This is a genomic window from Microcoleus sp. FACHB-831 (genome assembly GCF_014695585.1).
In the GTDB taxonomy this organism is placed as follows: domain Bacteria; phylum Cyanobacteriota; class Cyanobacteriia; order Cyanobacteriales; family FACHB-T130; genus FACHB-831.
The window spans coordinates 109602-132341 of sequence record NZ_JACJON010000079.1; the positions used below are offsets into that span (position 1 = coordinate 109602).

At 44.4% G+C, this 22740-nt stretch carries 14 protein-coding genes, 1 tRNA gene and 1 pseudogene; 9 read left to right on the plus strand and 7 right to left on the minus strand.

The annotated features are described in order from the left end of the window. Positions 1-100: 100 nt before the first annotated feature. Positions 101-1078, minus strand: a complete 978-nt coding sequence (nadA, locus tag H6F77_RS25785; RefSeq protein WP_190491780.1) for a quinolinate synthase NadA — start codon at positions 1076-1078, stop codon at positions 101-103. Positions 1079-1914: 836 nt separating this feature from the next. Between nadA and H6F77_RS28975 the strand changes: the two are divergent. Further along, positions 1915-2137, plus strand: a pseudogene (locus tag H6F77_RS28975) (transposase); the annotation flags it as partial. A 220-nt stretch (positions 2138-2357) separates the two neighbouring features. Here the strand turns inward: H6F77_RS28975 and H6F77_RS25800 are convergent. Beyond that, positions 2358-2431 (minus strand) — tRNA-Val (locus tag H6F77_RS25800). 158 nt (positions 2432-2589) lie between these two features. On the opposite strand from H6F77_RS25800, the gene H6F77_RS25805 reads away from it, so the two are divergent. The 4 genes from H6F77_RS25805 (at position 2590) to H6F77_RS25820 (ending at position 4530) form a co-directional block, all read left to right on the plus strand. After that, positions 2590-3093: a DNA-processing protein DprA gene (locus H6F77_RS25805; RefSeq protein ID WP_190491820.1), complete on the plus strand. Its 504-nt coding sequence runs from the start codon at positions 2590-2592 to the stop codon at positions 3091-3093. 6 nt (positions 3094-3099) lie between these two features. Then, a complete protein-coding gene (locus H6F77_RS25810) occupies positions 3100-3525 on the plus strand; it encodes an MAPEG family protein (protein WP_190491782.1) in 426 nt (141 codons plus the stop codon). A 107-nt stretch (positions 3526-3632) separates the two neighbouring features. Next, complete coding sequence (locus H6F77_RS25815) at positions 3633-4124, plus strand: YajQ family cyclic di-GMP-binding protein (RefSeq protein WP_190491783.1); 492 nt, start codon at positions 3633-3635, stop codon at positions 4122-4124. Positions 4125-4149: 25 nt separating this feature from the next. Then, complete coding sequence (locus tag H6F77_RS25820) at positions 4150-4530, plus strand: YidH family protein (RefSeq protein ID WP_309228922.1); 381 nt, start codon at positions 4150-4152, stop codon at positions 4528-4530. Between the two features lie 106 nt (positions 4531-4636). Here H6F77_RS25820 and H6F77_RS25825 read toward each other — a convergent pair whose 3' ends face one another. From H6F77_RS25825 to hemL, 4 genes are all read right to left on the minus strand, one after another. Continuing rightward, positions 4637-8236, minus strand: a complete 3600-nt coding sequence (locus tag H6F77_RS25825; protein ID WP_190491784.1) for an AAA-like domain-containing protein — start codon at positions 8234-8236, stop codon at positions 4637-4639. Between the two features lie 46 nt (positions 8237-8282). Further along, a complete protein-coding gene (locus H6F77_RS25830; protein ID WP_309228923.1) occupies positions 8283-10193 on the minus strand; it encodes an AAA-like domain-containing protein in 1911 nt (636 codons plus the stop codon). Positions 10194-10260: 67 nt separating this feature from the next. Beyond that, positions 10261-13434, minus strand: coding sequence for a plasmid replication protein, CyRepA1 family (locus tag H6F77_RS25835; protein WP_190491785.1), 3174 nt, complete (start codon positions 13432-13434; stop codon positions 10261-10263). A gap of 141 nt (positions 13435-13575) precedes the next feature. After that, positions 13576-14877: a glutamate-1-semialdehyde 2,1-aminomutase gene (hemL, locus tag H6F77_RS25840; protein WP_190491786.1), complete on the minus strand. Its 1302-nt coding sequence runs from the start codon at positions 14875-14877 to the stop codon at positions 13576-13578. Between the two features lie 393 nt (positions 14878-15270). On the opposite strand from hemL, the gene hisIE reads away from it, so the two are divergent. Then, positions 15271-15921 carry a bifunctional phosphoribosyl-AMP cyclohydrolase/phosphoribosyl-ATP diphosphatase HisIE gene (hisIE, locus tag H6F77_RS25845; RefSeq protein ID WP_190491787.1) on the plus strand — a complete coding sequence of 217 codons (651 nt, stop codon included), beginning with the start codon at positions 15271-15273 and terminating at the stop codon, positions 15919-15921. A gap of 204 nt (positions 15922-16125) precedes the next feature. Here the strand turns inward: hisIE and H6F77_RS25850 are convergent, their stop codons facing one another. After that, on the minus strand, positions 16126-17376 hold the full coding sequence (locus H6F77_RS25850; RefSeq protein ID WP_190491788.1) for an MFS transporter: 1251 nt from the start codon (positions 17374-17376) through the stop codon (positions 16126-16128). A 112-nt stretch (positions 17377-17488) separates the two neighbouring features. On the opposite strand from H6F77_RS25850, the gene H6F77_RS25855 reads away from it, so the two are divergent. From H6F77_RS25855 to H6F77_RS25865, 3 genes are all read left to right on the plus strand, one after another. Next, complete coding sequence (locus H6F77_RS25855) at positions 17489-17908, plus strand: tetratricopeptide repeat protein (protein ID WP_190491789.1); 420 nt, start codon at positions 17489-17491, stop codon at positions 17906-17908. 330 nt (positions 17909-18238) lie between these two features. Beyond that, entirely contained in the window at positions 18239-21751 is a 3513-nt protein-coding gene (locus H6F77_RS25860; protein WP_190491790.1) for an eCIS core domain-containing protein, read from the plus strand. A gap of 177 nt (positions 21752-21928) precedes the next feature. Continuing rightward, a complete protein-coding gene (locus H6F77_RS25865) occupies positions 21929-22405 on the plus strand; it encodes a hypothetical protein (RefSeq protein ID WP_190491791.1) in 477 nt (158 codons plus the stop codon). The last annotated feature ends 335 nt before the right edge of the window (positions 22406-22740 follow it).

A 22740-nucleotide genomic window follows, 5' to 3' on the forward strand; every position in this document is an offset into this window, starting at 1 on the left:
CGCCGACAGTCCCCTACAAACTTTCTATTTTCCCACGTCCGCGATCGCCCATCTGAAATCATCCCAGCCCCAAACTCATTAGGGCAAAATCTAAAATATATTAGACGCTCATTTCTAACATCCGCTGAATCGGTTGCAGAGCCGCTACTCGCGTTTCTTCCGGCAAAACGATCTCTGGCGCACGATTTTTCATTGCCAAATACAGCTTCTCTAAAGTATTTAACCTCATATGCGGGCACTCATTGCAAGCGCAGTTGTTCATCGGCGGCGCTGGTATAAAGTGCTTTTTAGGTTCGCGCTGCTGCATTTGGTGAATAATTCCTGGCTCGGTAGCAACAATAAATTTATTACTAGAACAAGCTTGCGAATATTTCAGCAGTGCTGTCGTCGAACCAATAAAGTTGGCGTGGCGCAATACGGGAGGTTCGCATTCTGGGTGAGCGATTACTTCTGCTTCTGGGTGTTGTATTTTTAGTTGGATAATTTTCTTTTCAGAGAAGGTTTCATGCACCATGCAGCTACCTTGCCACAACACCAAGTTTCGCCCAGTTTGCTCCATAACGTAACGCCCCAAGTTGCGATCCGGCGCAAAGATAATTGGTTGATTTTCTGGAATCTGATTGACAATTTTAACGGCGTTGGAACTGGTACAAATAATATCGCTCATCGCTTTAATGTCAGCGGAGCAGTTGATATAGGAAACAACTAGATGTCCGGGGTGAGCGGCTTTAAAGGCGGCAAATTCTTTTGGGGGACAGGTGTCTGCTAAGGAACAACCAGCATTTAAATCTGGCAGCAGTACAAGCTTATTTGGATTGAGAATTTTGGCAGTTTCTGCCATAAAGTGGACTCCTGCAAAGACGATTACATCTGCATCCGTGTTGGCAGCTTTGCGGGAAAGTTCCAGAGAATCGCCAATATAGTCGGCAATGTCTTGAATATCCGAGTCTTGGTAGTAATGAGCGAGAATAATAGCGTTTAGCTCTTTTTTTAGGGCTTTAATGGCCTCAAATAAATCGTAAGGTAGTCCAGTAGCCGTCTTAGTGATGTCTCTTGGAGTAAGTGCAGTCGTAAACACAAGTTTAGGTTGCGGGGTTAAGAAGGGGTTATCTTGCGAATTATAGTAGATTTTACCAAAAGCTGCACGGCGGGGCGCTTACAAATGTAGGTTGTTGGAAAAGGATTAATGCAGAAGGCATAATCAGCTCATCACCTATGCCCTTGAAGCAAAGCTCAGGACATATTAGAGATAGAAATGTTGAAACAAGGATAAAAAGAGGGATGTCAACTTTTTATAGCTCGACTTTAGAGCAAAAAACCTTCAAGCCCTTGATGGAGAAATGAGAAAAACGGAAGCTAGCCGAATTTTCCGAATTAGTCCTAATACGATTGAACTGTGGCTCAAGCAGAGAAAAGAAACAGGAGATTATCCAGCAAAAGTTTGCTATCAAAAAAGATATACAGCCGCAAATTAGTGACTTACGAAGAGTTAAAGAATATACGATGGATTTTGGCAGTAAAACTCTAGCCGAAATGGCGCAAGCCTAGAGCGGTGAGATTAGCGCCCGCACAACTGGTCCATGCTTGAAAAAACTTGGATTTAAAAAAATTCTGCTTACCTCGAAAGGATGGAGAAAAAAGAATGATGTTCATCCAAGATATCAAGAGCCAAAAGCCATAAACCTACTGTATGTTGAGGAATAAGGCATAGATAGTAGAAAAATTATATTTATGTATGGAGTGGAAAATGACAAAGATTACATAATTTTAAACAACTAAAAAAGGTGCCGTGATTAGTATTACAAATAATTTGCAAATTTATAAATTAACCTTTTAAATAGAAAACTTTTTCTCTTTTAAACTTTTTTTGAGGGATGGTTATCATAAAGACTCATAAACTGAGTTGCATTAAGGCAAATTGTAATTTTAGATAATGTCACTTTTTATAAATAAGAAAAAATTAGAGAATTAATAGAATCAGCCGGATGTAAACTCGAATACTTACCACTTTATTCTCCAGACTTAAAGGATATTGAGCATTACTGGTTTTCTATTAAGAACAAAAATGAGCAAGTTTCTTGGAATTATCGAAGATTTCCGTAAACGAGTAGATACAGCCTTTCGTTTAACGTCCTAACTTATACTTCGGCTGCTATCTTTTTTACGAAGAGACCCCAGACTCTAAACTTCAACACCTCGAAAGTATAGAAAAAGTGGTACGGGCACACCGGAACAGAACAAGGTAGGCTGCGGCAGGTGAAAAGCTGCGTCGAGGTACTACCTATCCGCGAAAAATAGGCAAGTAAACTGAGTATTAAGCCCCAACCTCAGCTCAGGCTCTTGCGTGAGAAATGTTATGGACACAACTGGGCTCGAACCAGTGACCTCGTCGATGTCAACGACGCGCTCTAACCAACTGAGCTATGCGTCCGTCCGGAAAACTAATATAGCACAGCTTTTCTTGGATGTGCAAGCGGGATGGCGATCGCGCTCTCTAAATCTTCTGTTAATAATAAAACTCTCATTCCTCTAATCCTAACCCCACGCTATGAGCTAAAATAGCGGGGTTGTTCAGGTATCATGCCTTCTTTGAGTCAATCTATAAATATCCCCAAGGTAGATGAATTAGCTCAAGAACTGGCTTCTATCCAGCAAACTGGTTCCAAACGGATTGCCTTGCTGGGTTCGCGCCACGTTCCGATTACTCATCAACAGATGATTGAGATGATGAGCTACGCCCTAGTTTTAACGGGCAATCGTATTATTACGTCTGGCGCTACTGGGACTAACTCTGCCGCTATTCGCGGTGCAATGCGGGCAGATCCGAGCCTGCTAACTGTTATATTGCCCCAAAGTCTGGATCGTCAGCCACGCGAATCCCAAGAACAGTTGCAACAGGTGATGCACCTTGTTGAAAGTCCTGAAAACGATAACCTGACTCTGGGTGAAGCCAGTGCATTGTGCAATCAGGAGATCGTGTCTAGGTGTCAGCAGCTTATTTGCTTTGCGTTTCACGATAGCCAAACCCTGCTAAAAAGTTGTCGGGATGCGGAAGATCAACGCAAGGTTGTGACTCTGTTCTATTTTGATTAAGACTAAATGACTCTTCCCGTCTCTGCTATTCTGTTGGATTGCATAGCCGCCGCCGCTGTCTTGATTTATTTACCCTTTCTGGTAGTGGGATACGCCCGCGCTCAGGTTGGGTACGATACCGCCGCCCCTCGCGCTATGTTTGAGAAGCTGCCTGCTTATGCTCAACGTGCTACTTGGGCGCACCAAAATTCGTTTGAAACGTTTATGGTGTTTGCAGCAGCGGCGCTGATGGCTTATGTAACGAATCAAGATTCCTCGGTGGCGGCGATCGCTGCGATCGCTTTTGTTGTCGCCCGATTGCTCTACTCGGTATTTTATATATTAAATGTGCCGATAGCGCGATCGCTCATGTTCGGCATTGGCTCCCTTAGCTCTGGTACTCTCATTGTCTTGAGTCTCCTATCTGCTAATAGCTCTTTAGGTAATGGGTAATTGGTAATAGGTAATGGCTAATCGGAGAAAACTCCAATCCAAAATCTAAAATCCAAAATCGAACAATTCCCAATTACCAATCGCAATTTATCCACTCACAACTCTTTATGGCGTCTACATATTCATTTGACATTGTTAGCGACTTTGACCGCCAAGAATTGGTGAACGCTGTAGACCAAACTGTTCGGGAAATCAACAGCCGCTACGACCTCAAAGATACCAAAACAACTGTGGAATTGGGCGAGGAAGCTATTACTGTTAACACGGATAGCGAATTCACCCTTGATGCTGTTCACACTATTCTGCAAACTAAAACAGCAAAACGCAATCTATCGCTGAAAATCTTTGACTACGGCAAAGTTGACTCAGCTAGCGGTAATCGCGTCCGTCAAGAAATCAAACTTCGTAAGGGTATTAGCCAGGAAATTGCTAAACAAATTACTAAGTTGATGCGGGACGAATTTAAAAAAGTGCAAGGCTCAATTCAAGGTGATGCCGTGCGCGTTTCTGCTAAATCTAAAGATGAATTGCAAGAGGTGATTCAGCGATTGAAGCAGGAAGATTTGCCCGTTGCTTTGCAATTTACTAACTATCGCTAGTTTTGATTGATTGGCGCTAATTTAGATGTCCAATGAGCGGATGCCCAAAATTGACCGCCAGCGAGAGCATCAAGCCAACGAACGCACATTCCTGGCTTGGTTGCGTACCTCTATTGCGCTGATTGGGTTTGGGTTTGCTATAGCTCGTTTTGGTTTATTTATGCGCCAACTCCAAGCGGCGATCGCGCCCCAGGATAGCTCTTCGGAGTCCCTCCTCAACTCGCAGAGTGTTGGCATAAGTCTGGTAATTGTCGGCATTGTTCTAATTGCTTTAGCGGCGTGGCGCTACAACCAAGTCTTTTGGCAAATCGAGCGCAGCGACTATCAGCCGAATCGTCTCATAATTTGGGTAACGGCGGGTATTGTGATAGTTTTGGGCGTTCTCAGCATTCCCTTCCTGCTGTAGCGATCGCTAGCTGTTGCCAGCACCCATTTTTAGGCCAAAGTAGTGGCAGCGATCGCTCTTGATTTCCATATAAAGAATCGAGCTAGGAAAACAAGCGATCGCTCTTTCACTTCTGGCTTGGAATGCGATCGCACAGCTGCTTATCTCCCTCGCTAACTTTAGGGTTGTTTTGCAGGTAGTCGCGCACCCAACTGCAACCGAGTGCCTGTAGACTTTCCAGATCCAAATTCCACAAAATTACTGTCTTGTCATCACTAGCACTGGCGAGGGTCTTTCCGTCGGGACTGAAACTCACACTCCAGACCGCACGTCTATGACCTTTGAAAGTATGCAGTTCCCTACCGTCCAGACTCCAGAGTTTAATTGTGCCGTCCAAACTAGCACTCGCTATAGTGTTCCCGTCGGGACTGAAACTCACACTCCAGACCGCACGTCTATGACCTTTGAAAGTATGCAGTTTCCTGCCGTTAACATTCCAGAGTTTGATTGTATCGTCAAGGTTAGCACTCGCGAGGGTCTTGCCGTCCGGGCTAAAACTGACACTTGTAACCCCACCGCTATGCTCGATAAAAGTATGCAGTTCCCTACCGTCCAGACTCCAGAGTTTAATTGTGCCGTCAAAACTACCACTGGCAATGGTCTTGCCGTCAGGGCTGAAACTAGCACTACGGACCCAGCTGCTATGACCCGTGAAAGTTTGCAGTTCCTTACCGTCAAGGCTATGACCCGTGAAAGTTTGCAGTTCCTTACCGTCAAGGCTCCATAGTTTGATATTGTCATCGACAACTGCGGCGATGGTCTTGCCGTCAGGGCTGAAACTAACGCTGTACGCGCGGTCTGCATCGCCAGTGAAAGTATGCAATTCCCTACCGTCAAAACTCCAGAGTTTTATTGTGCCGGATTTATCCCTAGAAAAGTCATAACTAGCAGTGGTGAGTGTCTTACCGTCAGGGCTGAAGCTAACGCTTGTGACACCAGCGCTAGGATTTTTGAAAGTTCGCAGTTCCCTCCCGTTGAGGCTCCAGAGTTTAATAGTCTCGCTAGCAGTGGCAATTGTCTTACCATCGGGGCTGAAACTGACGCGCATGACCCTATCTCCATGACCAGTCAAAGTTTGCCGTTTCCTAATGTCCAAACTCCAGAGTTTGATTGTACCGTCCCTACTAGCACTGGCTAAAGTCTTGCCATCTGGGCTAAAACTAGCGCTGTAGACCTCAGTGTTATGACCAGTGAAAGTTTGCACTTCCCTACCGTCGAGACTCCAGAGTTTTATCTTGTCAGCACTAGCACTGACGAGGGTCTTGCCGTCGGGGCTGAAACTAACGCTGTTGACCCCTTCTGTATGACCAGCGAAAGTTTGCAGTTTCCTCCCGTCGAGGCTCCAGAGTTTAATAGTCTTATCTTCGCTAGCAGTGGCAATTGTCTTGCCATCGGGGCTGAAACTAACCCTGTTGACTATATCTGTATGACCAGTGAAAGTTTGCAGCTTCCTACCGTCGAGACTCCAGAGCCTGATTTTGCCGTCCCAACTAGCACTGGCAATGGTCTTGCCGTCAGGGCTGAAACTGACGCTAGTGACCCTATCTTTACGAACATCTTTATGAACAGTGAAAGTTTGGATTTCCCTACCGCCTACACTCCAGAGTTTGATAGTACCGTCCCAACTAGCACTAGCGATGGTCTTGCCATCGGGGCTGAAATCGACACTTGTGACCGCTTCTTTATGACCAGTGAAAGTTTGGATTTCCCTACCGTCGAGACTCCAGAGTTTTATTGTCTTGTCAGCACCAGCACTAGCACTAGCGATGGTCTTGCCATCGGGGCTGAAACTGACGCTAGTGACCCCTTCTTTATGACCAGTGAAAGTTTGCACTTCCCTACCGTCGAGGCTCCAGAGTTTAATTGTGCCATCATTGCTACCAGAGGCGACAGTCTTGCCATTGGGGCTGAAAGTGAAGCTATAAACACTAGCACTATGCTTTTCCAGACTATTGCGCTCACTCGCTCCATAAACTGCTTGCTCCAATGCACCCACCACCCGCATCCGCAAATCGGGTTTTGTCCCAAGTAATTTTTCTGATTCTTGCAGATGTTTTGCCGCTCTTAATGCTTCGAGTAGCGCCTCAAACCCTCTATCTGAAATCAACAGTGTGTTTGAAGAAGTAGTTTTTAGCACTACTTCTGTTTCTTTTAACTTTTGTTTGGCCTCCCTCACTGTAGTCTGTGCCAGCAGTCCTATTGTTGCTGCTGCAACTATGGCGATCGCCAGTACAAACGAACCAATACGAATTCTCCGTTTGGCTTTGCGCTGTGCTTGAGCTAATGTTTGATTCGCCTCTGTCAATGTCTGATTCGCCTCAGCCAATATCAGACTCGCCGCTTTTTCTGCCTCCAACGTCAGTTGCACTTGGCGTTTTTCCAATTCAAAGCTGGCGTCTAAGAATTGATAATCGCGATCGCTCAAACTTTTACCAGCTTTCCATGTCTGAGCATCCCGCAATGCTTGTCCCCGCAATAAGCGCGACTCATCCTGACAGCCGGAATCAACCCAAGTTTGCAAAGTCTCGGCGTATGGTCGCAAATCTGCCAATGCCTTTTCAACCCAGTTTTGATTAAACACAGAGGCATAAATGCGGTTGTAAACTATTATTTCCCTTTTGTGTTTTACGACTAATCCTGTAAGCCGCAATTCCATCTGATCGGATCTTTCTTCACTTTGTATGGCTGATTTTTGTAAAATTTGCTGATATATTCCCAACAACCTACCTGCGCGTTGTTCATTACTCAAAAGGCGATCGCGTATTGTCTTCAAATGCTCTGGTTCATCATTTGTTTCCCAGTTTTCGATAATGCGCGATCGCACTAATTCCTCAACCCAATCAGCAATTTTTGATTTTTGATTTCGGATTTGTGATTGAGGATTTTTTCCAGCTTTTTCAAGTATAATTTTGCACAGTTTTTGGGTAAGAAAAGGCTGTCCGCCGGTCCAAGCTAACACCTCCTTCAAAACTTCATGCGGATTGTCTACATTAATGGCCAATCCTTCTGCTAAGGGTTGGGCTTCTTCGAGTTGAAAGCCAGTTAGCGCGATCGCTTTTCCAATATTAAACGGCGTGCGTCGCTTGTCTTTTATTAAATCTGAGGGAGTGGCTACCCCAATTAACACAAATGTAATTCGTCGGTACTCAGGGTTATCAGCACGGCGGTTATAGCAGTCACGGATAACCGCAAAAAAATCATCAATATTGAAATTTAAGCTAAGAACGCTGTCAATTTCATCAACAAAAATAATAATATTTTGGCTAACCGTATTTAGCAAAATTTCTTCAATGAACTTGCTAAATCGCTGGACAGAAGATATCGTTTTATGTTCATACCACCAGCTTTCTAAATCAAATTCTCCATATAAATTTAGGCTGCTAATGATGCTATCAATCACTCCTGCATACCACTGCTCAGGGGTAATATCAGAAGTGCCAATTGCGGTAATATCAATTGCAGCACAAGCAATGCCTTCTGCTTGCAGTCGCTGCATTGTCTGTATCCGCAAGCTGGATTTTCCCATTTGCCGGGAGTTGAGTACATAACAAAATTCACCTGCTTTCAAGCCTTCATAAAGATCGATGTCGGCTTTCCGCTTGACATAAGTTGGCGCATCAGCCGGGAGACTTCCCCCTACTTGATAATGGTAGGCTGTGTTTTCCATCGTAAAATTTATGATTTGTGATTATCCATGCGATCTAAAATTAAAATCAGGCAAGGCGATCGCGGAAATATTGCCTATACAAATTACACAAGGGCATTACATCATTTCCCTGAAATTTCACCAATCCCATACTGCGTAGTTTAAATGCCAAGCCTGTCTCTATCCGCACAGGTTGGTTTGCTGCAACTATTTGCTTAATAGCTACAATCAAGCTTGTATCATTTTCCAGATTTAGCAAGTGACGGCGTAAATAATCGTAATACGGCCCTTCTTCCATAGGAGCCACTTGTAGCAATTGTTCCAGTGTCATCCTCTTGCGTGCAATTTCATAAAGAGCCACCCGCACCAAATAAGGATGTCCCCCTAGCATCGCCATTAATTGTTCTAGCTGTTCGCTAGGCAAATCTAAACCGTGCCGTTTTATTAAATCCTGTACCTGTTGCTGGTTTAGTTCTGGCAATTCAATTGGTAAGCCTACATTGAAAGGAGACTGATTGATGTTCAAAGGAATGTAAACTTCTTTAGAATGCACAATTATTAATTTGAGCTTTTTCCAAATTGGCTCATTCTTTGCCCGCTCGTGCCAAGAGCGCAAAAGTCCAAAAAAATCAGTAGCAATTTCTGGATGTTGGAAAACTTGATCTACTTCATCTAAACCCAAGGCAAGCGGGCTGGTAATTTGCGATAATAAGTATCTTTGAAAATAGTTTGTACACTTATTCTTGCTACCCAAAACCCCTTTCCAATATGTTTCTAGCTTATCCTCTAGATTCAATTCGTAAGTAATGCTGGCACAAAACCACTGCAAAAATTGCTCCAGGTTAGTGAGGAATTCTGCATCCGCTGACTGAAAGTTTAGCAAGACTTTCTCATGCCCTTGCTGGGCTGCATGATTTAGAATTCGCGACATCAACGAAGTTTTGCCCATCTGACGAGGAGCTTTTATTCTGATTAGCGATCCTGGTTTAAAGATCGCTTCGTAGCAGTCAGCTTCTATGGGCGGGCGCTCGATGTAAAAGGGAGAATCCAGACTTACTTGACCTTGCGGCTCGTCTAAACTCCAATTACTAGGATTTGGCGCTGCGTGAAGAATAGTTGTTGCCTGAGAACTGCTGTGTGTAGTTCGGCTTATTAGTTGCTGAATTGCTTGCAGAGCTTCTGTGGCGTTTTGGTAGCGCTGACGATAATCGTAGCGTACCATCTTTTCTAAGATTGCGGCTAAAGCAGCATTGATAGAGGCGCGATCGCTCAACAAAGTACAACTATACTCGCCCGTTTGTGCCTCTCGCGGTATTTCTCTAGGGCGTAAGCCTGTCAAAGCTTGAATGCAAACTATTCCGACTGCATAAATATCGCTGCTGAACTGAGGATTGCCCGATTGTTGTTCGCTTGGCATATAGCCAGGTGAACCTATAGAAACCGTCACAGTCGATTGTCGGAGTACATTTGCTGCTTTGTTACTAACTTCTTTGACTGCACCAAAATCAATTAGGACTATCTTGTTATCTCTACTGCGTCTAATTAAATTGGCTGGTTTTATATCGCGGTGGATGACATTTTGTTGATGGACAAAGGCCAATACGTGCAATATGTCCTGCAAAAGCGCGATCGCTTGATCTTCGCTCAATTGATTACTCTGAGCAAGTTCTCCATCGAAAGGCTGACCCTCAATAAACTCTTGAACTAAATAAAACTCTTGCTCTTGCTCAAAGTGAGCCAACAATCGAGGAATTTGGTTATGTTCGCCCAATCTATATAAGGTCTCCGCCTCTCGGTCAAATAAGCGTTTTGCAGTTGCCAGCACTGCGCGATCGCTTACTCTAGGCTTAAGTTGCTTGACTACACACAAGGGGCTGCCAGGTAAATGGCTGTCTTTAGCCAGAAAAGTTTGACCAAAGCCGCCGCCGCCCAAGTGTCTGACGATTTGATAGTGCCCTGCCAATGTTATCTCTGTCACCTTTTTTCCCCATTCTCCTGATAAATATGACAGGGTATCTCTCCATATTAGAGTACGATATTGTTGCTTAAACTTCTATTAATTCATTCTTGTGATTTATACTTCCTAGTTTTAGGGATATATAATCTACTGGAGAAACAACTTGGCAACTTCGTGCATCTTGCTGCTGCCAAAATTCAAAAATTTCCTGCCTGCCATCATTGAAATTTTCGGTAGCGATTTGATAAATTTTACTTTTACTTTCGCCACTTTCTATTTTTCTTAAAAGCAAACAAGATAAGGAAGATTTTTTATCGCCGCAACTTGTTTGTTTAATCCGCTTTAATTTTAATCCCATAATATTTAGAAGTTGGCTGAGAATTTTAATCGCAGTAATGGGAGTTTCGTCTGTTTCCGGGGGAATATTTATACCAATAGCTCTCTTAATATGCTTGCTGCACCGCAGGGCATTTGCTTTAAGTTCAATTAAGTCTAAGTCAGTTTCCTGAAACTTTCGGTTTTGATCGAGAAACTCTACCATTCCCAAGGCTCTTAGTGCTTCAACCTTGAGAGTGTAAGTTTTTACGTCGGGTAAAAAAACTTTACCTTCTCCCCTCTCCAACTGTTGGTTCCATTCTTGTTTATCTCTGAGGCTGAAATACTCGCTTTCATGTGTCAAATAGTAATGAGTTAAAAGCTGGGAATAATATCCTCGGTCATCGCGCTGCTTTAATTGTGCAGTTACTTCTACGCCATAACGCTGTTGGAGAATATATTTATTCACTTTGTTGCGTTCTTCATCTGTTAGCGATCGCTTAACTAATAATTTTTGATATTGTCGCGAATCAATATTGGCAGAATTGGCAACATTCCAGGCTGCCTGTAACTCAATCTGCTTGCGAATTTTAAGAATTTGATTGCTTATGCGTTTAGTTTTTTTATTCTGTTCTTCAAATTGATTTTGAATTTGTACAATTTCTCGCACCAGCTTTATTCTAATTTCCCTCTGTTCGGGAGCCGTTGCTAAGAATGCCTGACGGCAAATTGTTAGGCGATCGCTTGGAGGAGCGTCGCTAACGGCATTCACCTGATGTCCTTCAGCCTTTAGTCCTTCTAACATTGATTGACGATATAGAGTAAGCGATGCGTTTACCCTAGCTCCTAATTTAGCCCAACTTTTTAAGTGGATAAGGTCATAAACTAAAGGCAAATCCACATCAACTGTATGCATTGGACTCATTAAAGCTAAATTTTCCTTCTGATTTTCTTGATACCAATGAGATAAAACGCGATAATTCGTGCTGCCGCTGCCAATTAATCCAATCCCACGCTTGGCACACCATACAATTCGTGGAACAGCAGCACGTACCCTAGCTAATGCTTGCCGTGCTTCTGCATCCGGAATTACTCCCTGAAAAATACCGTAAACGCGATCGAAATGTTCTACATCAATACTGACTCCCGTACCAAGGCTAGGAGTCACAAAAACTGCATCATAGTCCTTCGCTTTATGGTTGATCTCTTGAATAAAATTGGCTGCCTGATGATCGAGAGTGCTTGTTGTCTGGCTGCTGACAAGTAGGGTTTTGGGATATTGTTTTTGGAATTGCTGGAGGCGCTGTTTAATGTAAGAATTTATAGTCTCTGAACTATAACGTCCCGAGCGGCTATCGGTAGTAACATAGCATTTTAATCCTGCCATCAAATCTTGTTCTAGCTGATGAATTAGCGGCGTCGGGTTTGAGGAATCGTGGAAAGTAATATCCCAACCAATCTCCGGTTTCCACTCATTAACTACAACCCAAGGATCGATGGGAATTCCAGCCAGTCCCTTTAGGTAATCTAAAGAAATATCTGATAAATCAGCATCTTGCGCGATCGCCATACCTCCTGTTTGCAAAACGGTAGAAATGAGTTGCTGAAAAACTCTCAAAATCTTCACCCGCTTGTCTTTACAAGTGCTGCTGTTGAGTAGATGCCACAAGGACTGCTCAACTTCATCCAAAATAACGATCGCACCTTGCCAATCTTCAGGATTAAGCTTCCAAATTGAATCAACGCACAGTCCCAGCGAACGATAATTACTAATAGGCAATTGGCTGGATACTTTCCTATTAATTATTTGTCTGTTATTAATCCAGTCCACCCCAATTTTGTCGCACAAAAACCGTCCAAGCTGAATTCTATGCGTCAGCAACAAGACAGGCTTACCTCTTTTTTTAGCTTCTTTAACTAACTCTAAAAGTGCTGTAGTTTTGCCAGTTCCTTTAGCAGACTTGACGCCAATTAATCCAGATGTCGGAAAAGGAATTTTTCCCAGGTAGCGGCGGTTGAGAATGCGTGCAGGAGGGTAGGTTAGTGCCGTGTGGGGTTTGGTTTTAGCAATATCTTTTTCTAAGTCCGCGCTAGTTTCGTAGACGCTATGGAAGGCAGCAGCACCTTGAGCGACGATAAATTCATCAACACCTTTTTCTAAGCCGGGAAGTCTGATGACTTTGACTGGGCAACCTTTTTCTTCTAAAAGTTGACCGAGTTGCGCGATCGCGTTATTAACTGCCTCGATCGTTTTTGGCTGAGTTTCGTAGTCGAAGCAAATATAAAATTTAGCCTCTAGCTGCGCGAATGCTGCCAAATCTGGGATTAACTGTCGGCTGATAACCTTGCCATAATAGTCCCTAGTTACGCGGTAGCCGCTAGTAATTCCTGGTAGAGCGATCGCTGCATATCCCACGCTTAATAAAGCTGCTGCTTTCTTGGCTCCCTCGCAAATAATTAGAGGGATTTTTTGTTCAACCACCCACTGCCAAAAACCAACAGCTTCCCCATCTTCTGCGATCGCAATGTTTTCTGGCATCGGCACGCTGTAGCGCAATGCCGTTTGCTGCCAGACATGGAGAGGAACTCTCAGGCAAAAAAGTCTTGTAGGCGTGCTGGGGGGATGTTCGTACTTGATCTGCTTGCCGTCTTTGTCTTGCCTGGGATGGTTTGGCTTATAGCACCCCCACTCCATCCAACCCCAATTATTCAGCGGATCTAGCCCCGAACACCACCACCCTCCTGAAACCACATGAGCGTAGCGACGCAGCAACCCACTGCTAACCTGTCCGGTATTAGTGCGGGGGAGGCTATCGGAAATAAACAAATACTCGTAAGGGGCATCTCCTTCAAGGGAGATGAAATTCAGCCGCGCTAAGGCGGGGTCAATACCGCTGCCTGTAACTAATTCTTGTAGATGTTTGGGGTATAGATCTGGCGGATGCATGGCGCGAGTTTAGTTCCTGGGGAAGTCAACGGATCTAAAAACGTACCATGCATTTGCCGATTAAATGGTTCGAGGGCGATCGCTCCCCAAGCGATCCAACCCTATTAACAGCGTGCTACTTCATTGCCAGCCCTAGCGATATCAAAGGCTAGACATAACTTCTCGCGCAGCTGCCAAAGTGCGGTCAATATCTTCCTCGGTGTGAGCTAGAGAAGTAAACCCAGCTTCAAACTGAGAAGGCGCAAGATAAATCCCGCGCTCCAACATACCGCGATGGAAGCGGCTGAACTTGCTCGAATCAGACTTTTTCGCGTCTTCGTAGTTGCGAACTGGCCCTGCTGTGAAGAACAAACCAAACATACCGCTGATTTGACCGCCACAAGCTGCATGGCCAGTTTCTTTAGCAACTTGCAACAAACCATTGCTGAGCTTTTTCGTAATCTTGTCCAGATACTCGTAAGTACCTGCTTTTTGCAGCAATTCCAGCGTCTTTATTCCTGCTGTCATAGCTAGGGGATTGCCCGAAAGCGTTCCAGCTTGATACATTGGTCCCGCGGGTGCAACCATCGACATAATTTCCCGTCTGCCGCCATAAGCGCCTACTGGCAAACCGCCGCCGATAACTTTGCCCAGTGTCGTCAAGTCAGGGGTGACGCCAAAGCGTTCCTGACAACCGCCGTAAGCAATGCGGAAGCCTGTCATTACTTCGTCAAACACTAGCAATGCGCCATGCTCTTGGGTAATCACTCGCAAGCCTTCGAGGAAACCGCCATCGGGGGGTATAAACCCAGCATTGCCGACGACTGGCTCTAACATTACGCCAGCAATCTCACCGGGGTTGGCTTCAAATAGAGATTTGACTGCTTCTAAATCGTTGTAGGGTGCAGTTAGAGTGTTGGCGGTGACTCCTTTGGGTACGCCGGGGGAGTCGGGCAAGCCTAGCGTGGCGACGCCGGAACCCGCCTGAACCAAGAGCATATCGGCGTGACCGTGATAGCAGCCTGAAAATTTGATGATTTTGTCGCGTCCTGTGAAAGCTCGCATCAGGCGGATGACTGCCATGCAAGCTTCTGTTCCAGAACTAACAAAGCGCACCATTTCAATGCTGGGAACGGCGTCAATCACCATTTCAGCTAGGACGTTTTCTAAATATGAGGGTGCGCCAAAGCTGGTGCCTTTTTCTAGAGCTTCGTGCAGCGCATTGATAACTTCTGGATGGGCGTGACCGCAGATTGCTGGCCCCCAACTGCCAACGTAGTCGATATATTGGTTGCCATCGACATCCCAGACATACGCTCCTTTTACGCGGTCGAAGACGATGGGTTGTCCGCCGACAGATTTGAAGGCTCGCACTGGGGAACTGACGCCTCCTGGCATGAGCTTCTGAGCGGCGGCGAAAATTTCTTCTGATTTGGTGGTTTTCAAATTCTTGGTGCTAATCAAAGTTCTCTCCTGTGTTCGATGCTTATATGCTTATAAAGCTTCTGCCTTTAGGAAGGTGTCAAGGGCGATCGCCAGCCTTACGCTGTTAATTATCCTACTCAGGCCAACGCTAATGATGTCCTACAAAACAAATTAGGATCTTCTATTAAGCGTCTGCGATCGCCTGTCTGAATCCGCCCAAGACTTAATATCGGGCAGCATTTAATTCAGCGCTTGACTGGTACGCCGAACCCTCTAGGGCTGCCCTGTCGCTTGGTGTGCCATAAGAAGTCAAGCGGCAAGTCTCAACAGTACCATCGGCACATCCCTAGCAGTTCTTTAATCGCATCAATCATTACGTTCAGCTGGCAGCCTAAGAATGGTATCTTATACAAGCTATTTAGTGCCACTGGTATGCCAGCCGTTGAACCAAATTCCTTAGAACAATCAATTCCAGTTGATAAAATCCGCTACAACGAGCAAGGGCTTGTTCCAGCCATAGTCCAGGATTACTTGGACGGTACGGTGTTGATGATGGCTTGGATGAATCGCGAGTCTCTGCAAAAAACTTTAGAATCTGGGCAGACATGGTTTTGGAGTAGGTCTAGGGGCGAATTTTGGCACAAAGGTGCTACATCGGGTCATATTCAGAACGTGCGGAGTCTGCGATATGACTGCGATAGTGATGCCCTACTCGTCGGTGTGGAGCAGGTGGGAGATATTGCCTGTCACACTGGGGAACGCAGTTGTTTTCATCAGGTAGATGGCGAAAAACAACCGCCTCCGGCAGATATGCTATCGGGGGTATTTGATGTTATTCGCGATCGCCGCGATAATCCAGTAGAAGATTCATATACCTGCAAGCTTTTGGCTGGCGGCGATAACAAGATTTTGAAGAAAATCGGTGAAGAAGCCGCCGAAGTAGTGATGGCGTGCAAAGATGATGACCCAGATGCGATCGCTGGTGAAGTTGCTGATTTGTTTTATCACACCCTTGTTGCCTTAGCTCACCATCAAGTAGATTTGAGAGCAGTCTATCGCAAATTACAAGAACGCAGGCGATAACGTCATTTTGTAAAAATGCATATTTACTAACTTAATGGCAAGGGTGTTTTCCTCTTGCCATTAAATATTTTACCCAGTTTTAACGCTTCACGGTTATGTCTTATTAGTTCAATAACCACAATTTGCAAATTTCCCTTAAAAGTAGCTTAGTATCTTCTTAAGCGAAATATTGATAATTACAACCCTGCTTAGCCAGGGTGATAATTATTCATGTAAGAGGCGATTTAAGTACTGTAAAATTGCAATTGTAACGCCTATGCTCAAAGCCAAAGCCAACCAGAAACTATCCACCACAAAGCGCGGTTGATCTAACGCCCACCCGCCCAAGGGAGGGCCAATAAAGTAGCCAACCGCCCAGCAAAGTGAGTTAATTGACAAGTAAACTCCCCGCTGGGGTTCTGGTGCTAAATCTGTTACTAAGGAAGAAGCAGAGGGCGTGTAGGAAACAATAGCGATCGCCAACACTCCCATCCCTAATATTGCCCACAACAAATGCCCAGATGGTGCAATACCGCTAAAACCGATGAGGATAAATCCTACTCCCCACAGCAAGGATGATACTGTTAAAGCATTAGGATGGCTAAAGCGTCTTAATGTACGGGCAACAGGCAATTGACAGATAATTGATACGATCAAATGCCAACTGAAAAGCGCACTAATTGTTGTTGCTGAAAAGCCGTTTCCGGATGGTGTGGCTGGAACAAATTTGCTGAAATACAGCGGCATGGTGCTGTGCAGTTGAGACATATAAGTAGTGAAAATAATATTAACTAGAACAAACACAAGAAGACGGCGATCGCGCAGTGCTGATGCCCAGCTATTAATTGGCTGTTTTTCACATACTATTGAGCGAGAAGTTTCTGTAACCTTTACATACACAACTCCAAAAAACACGACAAACGAAATCGCATCAATTACAAATAACGCCCGATAAATACCCGTTGTTCCAATCAATACGCCTCCGAAAACAATCCCTAGCCCTAAGCCTAGATTGTCCGCCAGCCGGGTCAGCGCGTAAGCCTCTTTTCGTTCTTCTCCTTGGGCTAAGTCTGCTACCACTGCTTCTGTTGCAGGCCAATACAAACCTATACCCAAACCCATTAGTAAGTTAGCGATAACTAACATAGAAATTGTATTAGTAACAGCCAAAGCCAGCGATGCGATCGCGCAAATCGCTGATGAAAGTAACAGAGTGCGTCTGCGTCCCCATAAGTGCGAATCAGAAAAAGAACCGCTCAAGATGCGACCCACTACCCCAGAAATAGAAGCACTTCCCAAGGCAAAGCCTACCTGGGTTGAGGAGAAATGTAACTGATTAACAAAAAATATTGGCGCGTAAAACATTGTAAAGCCAGTGCCAACTTCTGAGAGTAAGCGACCTGTGGCAAGAATCCAAATTTGAGGATTCAACTTAGGCAACCAAGAGAGCAATTTGGAGGTGGGGGAAAATTTCATGCGGCCATTCTGGAAAATCGGGACAAGAAATTGAAGGTGTTATAAAACCAAAATTTTTTGAGAACTCTATTTTTAAGAGTTCGGTTTGCACCTTTAGAAATAAGGTAAAGCTATGAACAGGGCTTTCGCATCTATCGCAGTTATTGGAATTTATACTGTGTTTGTTGTCTTGCCGATAAGTACTCGCGCTCAAACTGCACCAATACTTATAGCGGAACAGATGAGCGCAAAGGATTTTAATAATCGAGGAGTAGACAAGCTTGAGACAAAGGATTACAAAGGAGCGATCGCAGATTTTAACCAAGCGCTGCGTCTCGATCCTAAAAATGCTAAGGCTTATTTTAATCGAGGTTTCGCTTACTCTAGTTTAGAAAATTACCAAAACGCGATTGAGGACTACACTAAAGCGATCCAGATGAAGCCTGGGGATGCGGAAGCTTTTTATAACCGAGGGCTTGCCTACTCTAATCTAGATAACAATAAGGCAGCGATCGCGTATTTTTCAAAATCTGCACAGCTAGATCGGCAATAGCGCAAGCCACGGGTGACGCTGTTGGTGAATTCACCATAATTTGCGTATATTCTGTGAAGCCAGATTTAGATGACAGTAGGACTTTTACAATTTTGTAGTACTTTGGCCAACAGCATCGCTTGTTACACAAAAATAACACAATACCTTACCACGTCTGAATAGCTTTAGCTGTAAGGTTTTGAGTTTAACTTCTACTACATAACTTCACATGAATGGTAGTAGTTGCAAAAATTTATATTACTTCTAGCATTAATATTTTTTCTAACCAAGAGAGTATTTATAATAAAGACATCTGTCTGACGATATGTACTTTTAAAGTTTGAGGCTGGTATGGCTAACGAAAGAGTAGAGAAACCCGCGTCCTCGCAACCCCAAATTCAGGCAAAAACCTCTCAATTTGCGGCACGTCCTTTTGCTGCCCAGCCTCAAAATCCCACGCAGCAAGAAATAGAGCCTCAAGCATTTTCAAATAACCAGCCCTCTGGCACAAAGATGTTGGAAATTCCCAACTTCTTCGGTCCGCGTACCCCAGCATCCCCGCCACCGATTCAGACCAAGCTGACTATCGGCGAACCTGGAGATCGTTACGAACAAGAGGCGGATCGGACGGCGGAGCAAGTGGTCAGTAAGATTAATGCACCAGCGGTTGCATCACCTCCATCCAGTCCGACTGTCCAACGCGAGGAGAACCCCGAACAAGAAGACGACAAATTGATGATGAAGCCGGAATCAGGCACGCTCCAGCGAGAGGAAAATGCTCAAAGATCTAGCACTAACTTATTGGAAATTCCCAACTTCTTCGGTCCGCGTACCCCAGCATCTCCCTTACCGATTCAAACCAAGCTAACTATAGGTCAACCTGGAGATCAATACGAGCAGGAGGCGGATCGGGTAGCGGAGCAAGTAGTCAGTAAGATTAATGCACCGCCTGTTGCGTCACCGCCATCCAATCAGCCTGTCCAGCGCGAGGAGAACCCCGAACAAGAAGAAGACAACTTGATGATGAAGGCGGAATCAGGCATGCTCCAGCGAGAGGAAATGCCTCAACAAGACGATGATGAAAAATTGCAGATGCAGCCAATGGTGCAACGAGCTTCTAGGGAGGGTGGAACAGATGCTACCCCAAATCTAGAATCGTCTATCCAACAGGCAAGAGGTAGCGGACAGAGCCTTTCAGACAATATCAAGCAACCGATGGAGCAGGCTTTTGGGGCTGACTTCAGCGGTGTCAAAGTGCATACAGATGCTCACTCTGATATGCTAAATCGCTCGATTGGCGCCCGTGCTTTCGCTACGGGGAAAGATATCTTTTTCAAGGGAGGAGCATACAGCCCTGGAAGTACAGATGGGCAGAAATTAATTGCCCACGAACTCACCCATGTAGTGCAACAAAGCGGCGGTAAAGTGCAGCCGAAGTTGGAAAACAATACGATCCAGCGATCGCCAGCAGCAGCAAATATTAATGCAGTATCAGCTATCGTCATCCAACGGAAAGAGGCAGGTGTAGATCCAGGCAAAATCACCCAAGCAGCTGAGGCTCTGCGTAAAGCAATGGCAGGGTTGGGAACTGATGAAGATGCAATTATGGATACTTTGAAATATAAAACTCAAGCCGAGCTAGCTGCGATCGAGCAAGAGTATCTCAAGAAGTATGGTCGAACCCTGGATTATGATTTACGGGATGAGCTTTCAGAAGAAGATTTCAACCAAGCATTAGTTTATTTATCTAAAGAAAAAGAACCTGATAAAGCAAAAGTAACTCAGGTTGAGGGCAAGAACGATACAGAAGAGCAGAAGAACTTGGTTCGCTCTCAGGAAATGCTCCAAGCTGCCGATGCTCTGTATAAAGCGATGGAGGGTTGGGGAACCGATGAAGATACAATTATGCGAACTTTAAGAGGAAAAACTAAAGAACAAAGTCAAGCAATTAAGCAAATATATCTTGACCACTATGGAAAAACCTTAGAGTACGATCTAAAAGATGAACTTTCAGGGAAAAATTTAAAGGAAGCTTTTGCCTATCTAGGTGCTGACCAAGCCTACTCGGCTGCAAAAGGTTTAGAAAATTCCTTGTCATGGATCAACGACGATGAAGAAAAAATTGAAGAAATTTTGATGTCTCTAGAAGACACAGAAATTGAGCGGCTTAATTTAACCCATAAAAAAATAATTGATAAGGTTCTTTCTAGTCTTGGGGGATTTGACAAGAAGGTAATTCAAGAACTTTTAAATAAAAATAAGCCTAAAGCCATTGCTTATCGTTTACAAGAAGCAATGAAAGGTATGGGAACAGATGAAAAAGCAGTTTACAAATATCTGCAAGACAAAAGTGCAGCGGAACTCGATGCCATTAAAAAAGAATATCAAATTATTACAGGCGGGCAGTTACAAAAAGACAATTCAATAAAAGGTGGAAAGTCATTAGAAGCAGACATCGATGCTGAATTTTCTGACAATGGGCTTACTGGTGCAGAAAAGACAATTGCTGAGTCTCTGCTTGAGGAAGACGATTCTAAAAAAGCCGCTGCCCGAATTTATAAGGCAGCATACGGAGGCGGAACGGATGAAGAAGCAATTTACAACGAGTTTAAGGGCAAGAGTAAAGACGATTGTGACAAGATTAAGTCAGCCTATGACCAGAAATATGGTAAAGGTGCTTTCCAGAGGATGATTGAGGGCGAGTTCAGTGATACTGGCCGGGGTAATGAACTCACAAAAGTAAAGCAGTATAGCGAGAAGGGAAACCTCGATCCAGTCTTTGCTCTGGAAGACGCAATGAATGGTCTAGGAACAAGCGAAGCCCAGATCAAGGAAGTCCTCTGTGACAAGACAAAACAAGAAATTGAGGATATCAAAACCAGATATAGAAAGGAAACAGGCAAAGGTTTATATAACCAACTAAAAAGTGAGTTATCCGGTCGAGATTGGCATGAAGTTAAGCTTTTACTGACAGGAAAGCCGGAAACAATGCAAGAGAAATGGACACTGATTCAGCTCAGATATGAATTTGAAATGGGTTCAGGCTCTAACTGGTTTTCTCGTTTGGTTATGACTGGCGCTCAAGATTTAGGATTTACAACCAGTCAATTGCAACTAGAGAAGCAGTATTGGCGGCTCCAACAAATAATAGATAAGGATGGCACGCTCATAAATGGACATACAGAACAAGATTTTGAGCAAGTGTATAACTACACGGAGACGGATGTCAAAAACTATGAAGAAGCAAAGAATTCCGTAACTGAAGCCATTGTTACAGGCATAAATATCACAACAGCAATTGTGGCAACTTGTCTCTCAGGGGGAACAGTTCTAGGGCTAACAGGTCCTTGGTTAGTGGCAGCCATAACAGGCATAGGAGGCGGACTAGGTATAGCAATCAAACGAGGAATGCAAGGTGATGCTTACGGTGCAGAGGATATTGGAATCGATCTTCTGGTGGCAACCGTGACTGCTGCTTTGGCTGGAATAGGGGACCTTAAAGGGTTAGGGGATAAGCTGGATGACCTTGCCAAGGTATTTGGGGACAAGTTTGCTGCAAGCGTGTTTAAGGGAGTTGCGGTTGGTGCAATCAAGGGTGGTGCTAACGATGCGATTATTAAAGTGTTAGAAACATCACTCAAGAGCGACAAATTGCGCGACAGCTTCTTAGACGCTTTGGCAGAAATGGGTGCAAACGGAGCAAGCGAAGGGCTAAAGGGAATGTTCAAAGCAGGAGCAGCAGGTTTTGCGGATTCAGCCGCAAAAGCCATAAAAGTTTTGGCTACGGGAACAAGTGAGTCTGCTAAAACCACATATGATTACGCCTCTCAAAACTCTAACTTCTATGGCAAACAAGATGAGTAAAAATAACAAAGTGAGAGTTAAGAGCGGATTCATTTGAAAGTAATGGGATAAGTCCCATCCGCCTTTATTAAACTCTGGGTGGGCAATACCCACCCTACAATCTATGCGTAATTTATTTGGCAGAGTCAATTGTCAAAGATGGCTTGTTAACAGGCTTGTTAAGCAGAAATAATAACAATGAACAAAGTTAATTTATCTAGGGATTACTCAGAAATTGAAAGACAGGCGGTAGAACAATTAACTGTTTTTGGAACAACAAACGAGCGGGAATCTCTACGCAGACTTGCTCAGGAATCCTTGCGCCCCCGATCTGAAGATTACGCTCAAATTTTTGCCCCACAAGTTGTCGAAAAAGCCCAAGAAGGATATGAGAAGCTTTGGGCAGAGTTCCCCTTTCCCCAAGCCCAACCTGGACAGACTCAACTTTTAGTGGCCATAGCTAAAGCTGAAGAACTCGCATCCCAAGAAGGTGTGGGAGAGGTATTTCCAGGCGGTTATCAGCAGATTGTTCACTACCTGCTACCCGATAAAATTTGGCTGACATGGAAATATGTCAAACCTGGAGAAAGTAGCGGTATGGCTTATGATGGCTTAGTTTGGTTAGAAGATCGTTTTGCCTGGTTTCCCAAACCTTGGAAGATACTAACTGACTGACAAAACCACCGCTCTGATACAACAATTAGTTTATGGCAAAGTTATGACGATGAATAGGTATCTGCCTGAGATTATGTCTGTCATCTATATTGATGTGTCACCCGGAGATGCGATCGCACAAATAGAAAGCTAAAAGATTTTAGTGCTGTTCAACTAGCGTGAAGTTAGATTAGCTAGGTATGCTACACCTGAAAACTTAGCAGCTCCAAAGCTTAAAACCCCAGTAATTTAACTAAACAGACGCACTACATCGAACACCATATTAGCCCACCGCGTTGAATCGGCAAATTGCCGCCTATACAAGATTGCTTATGCTAAGGTGGCGATCGCTCCCA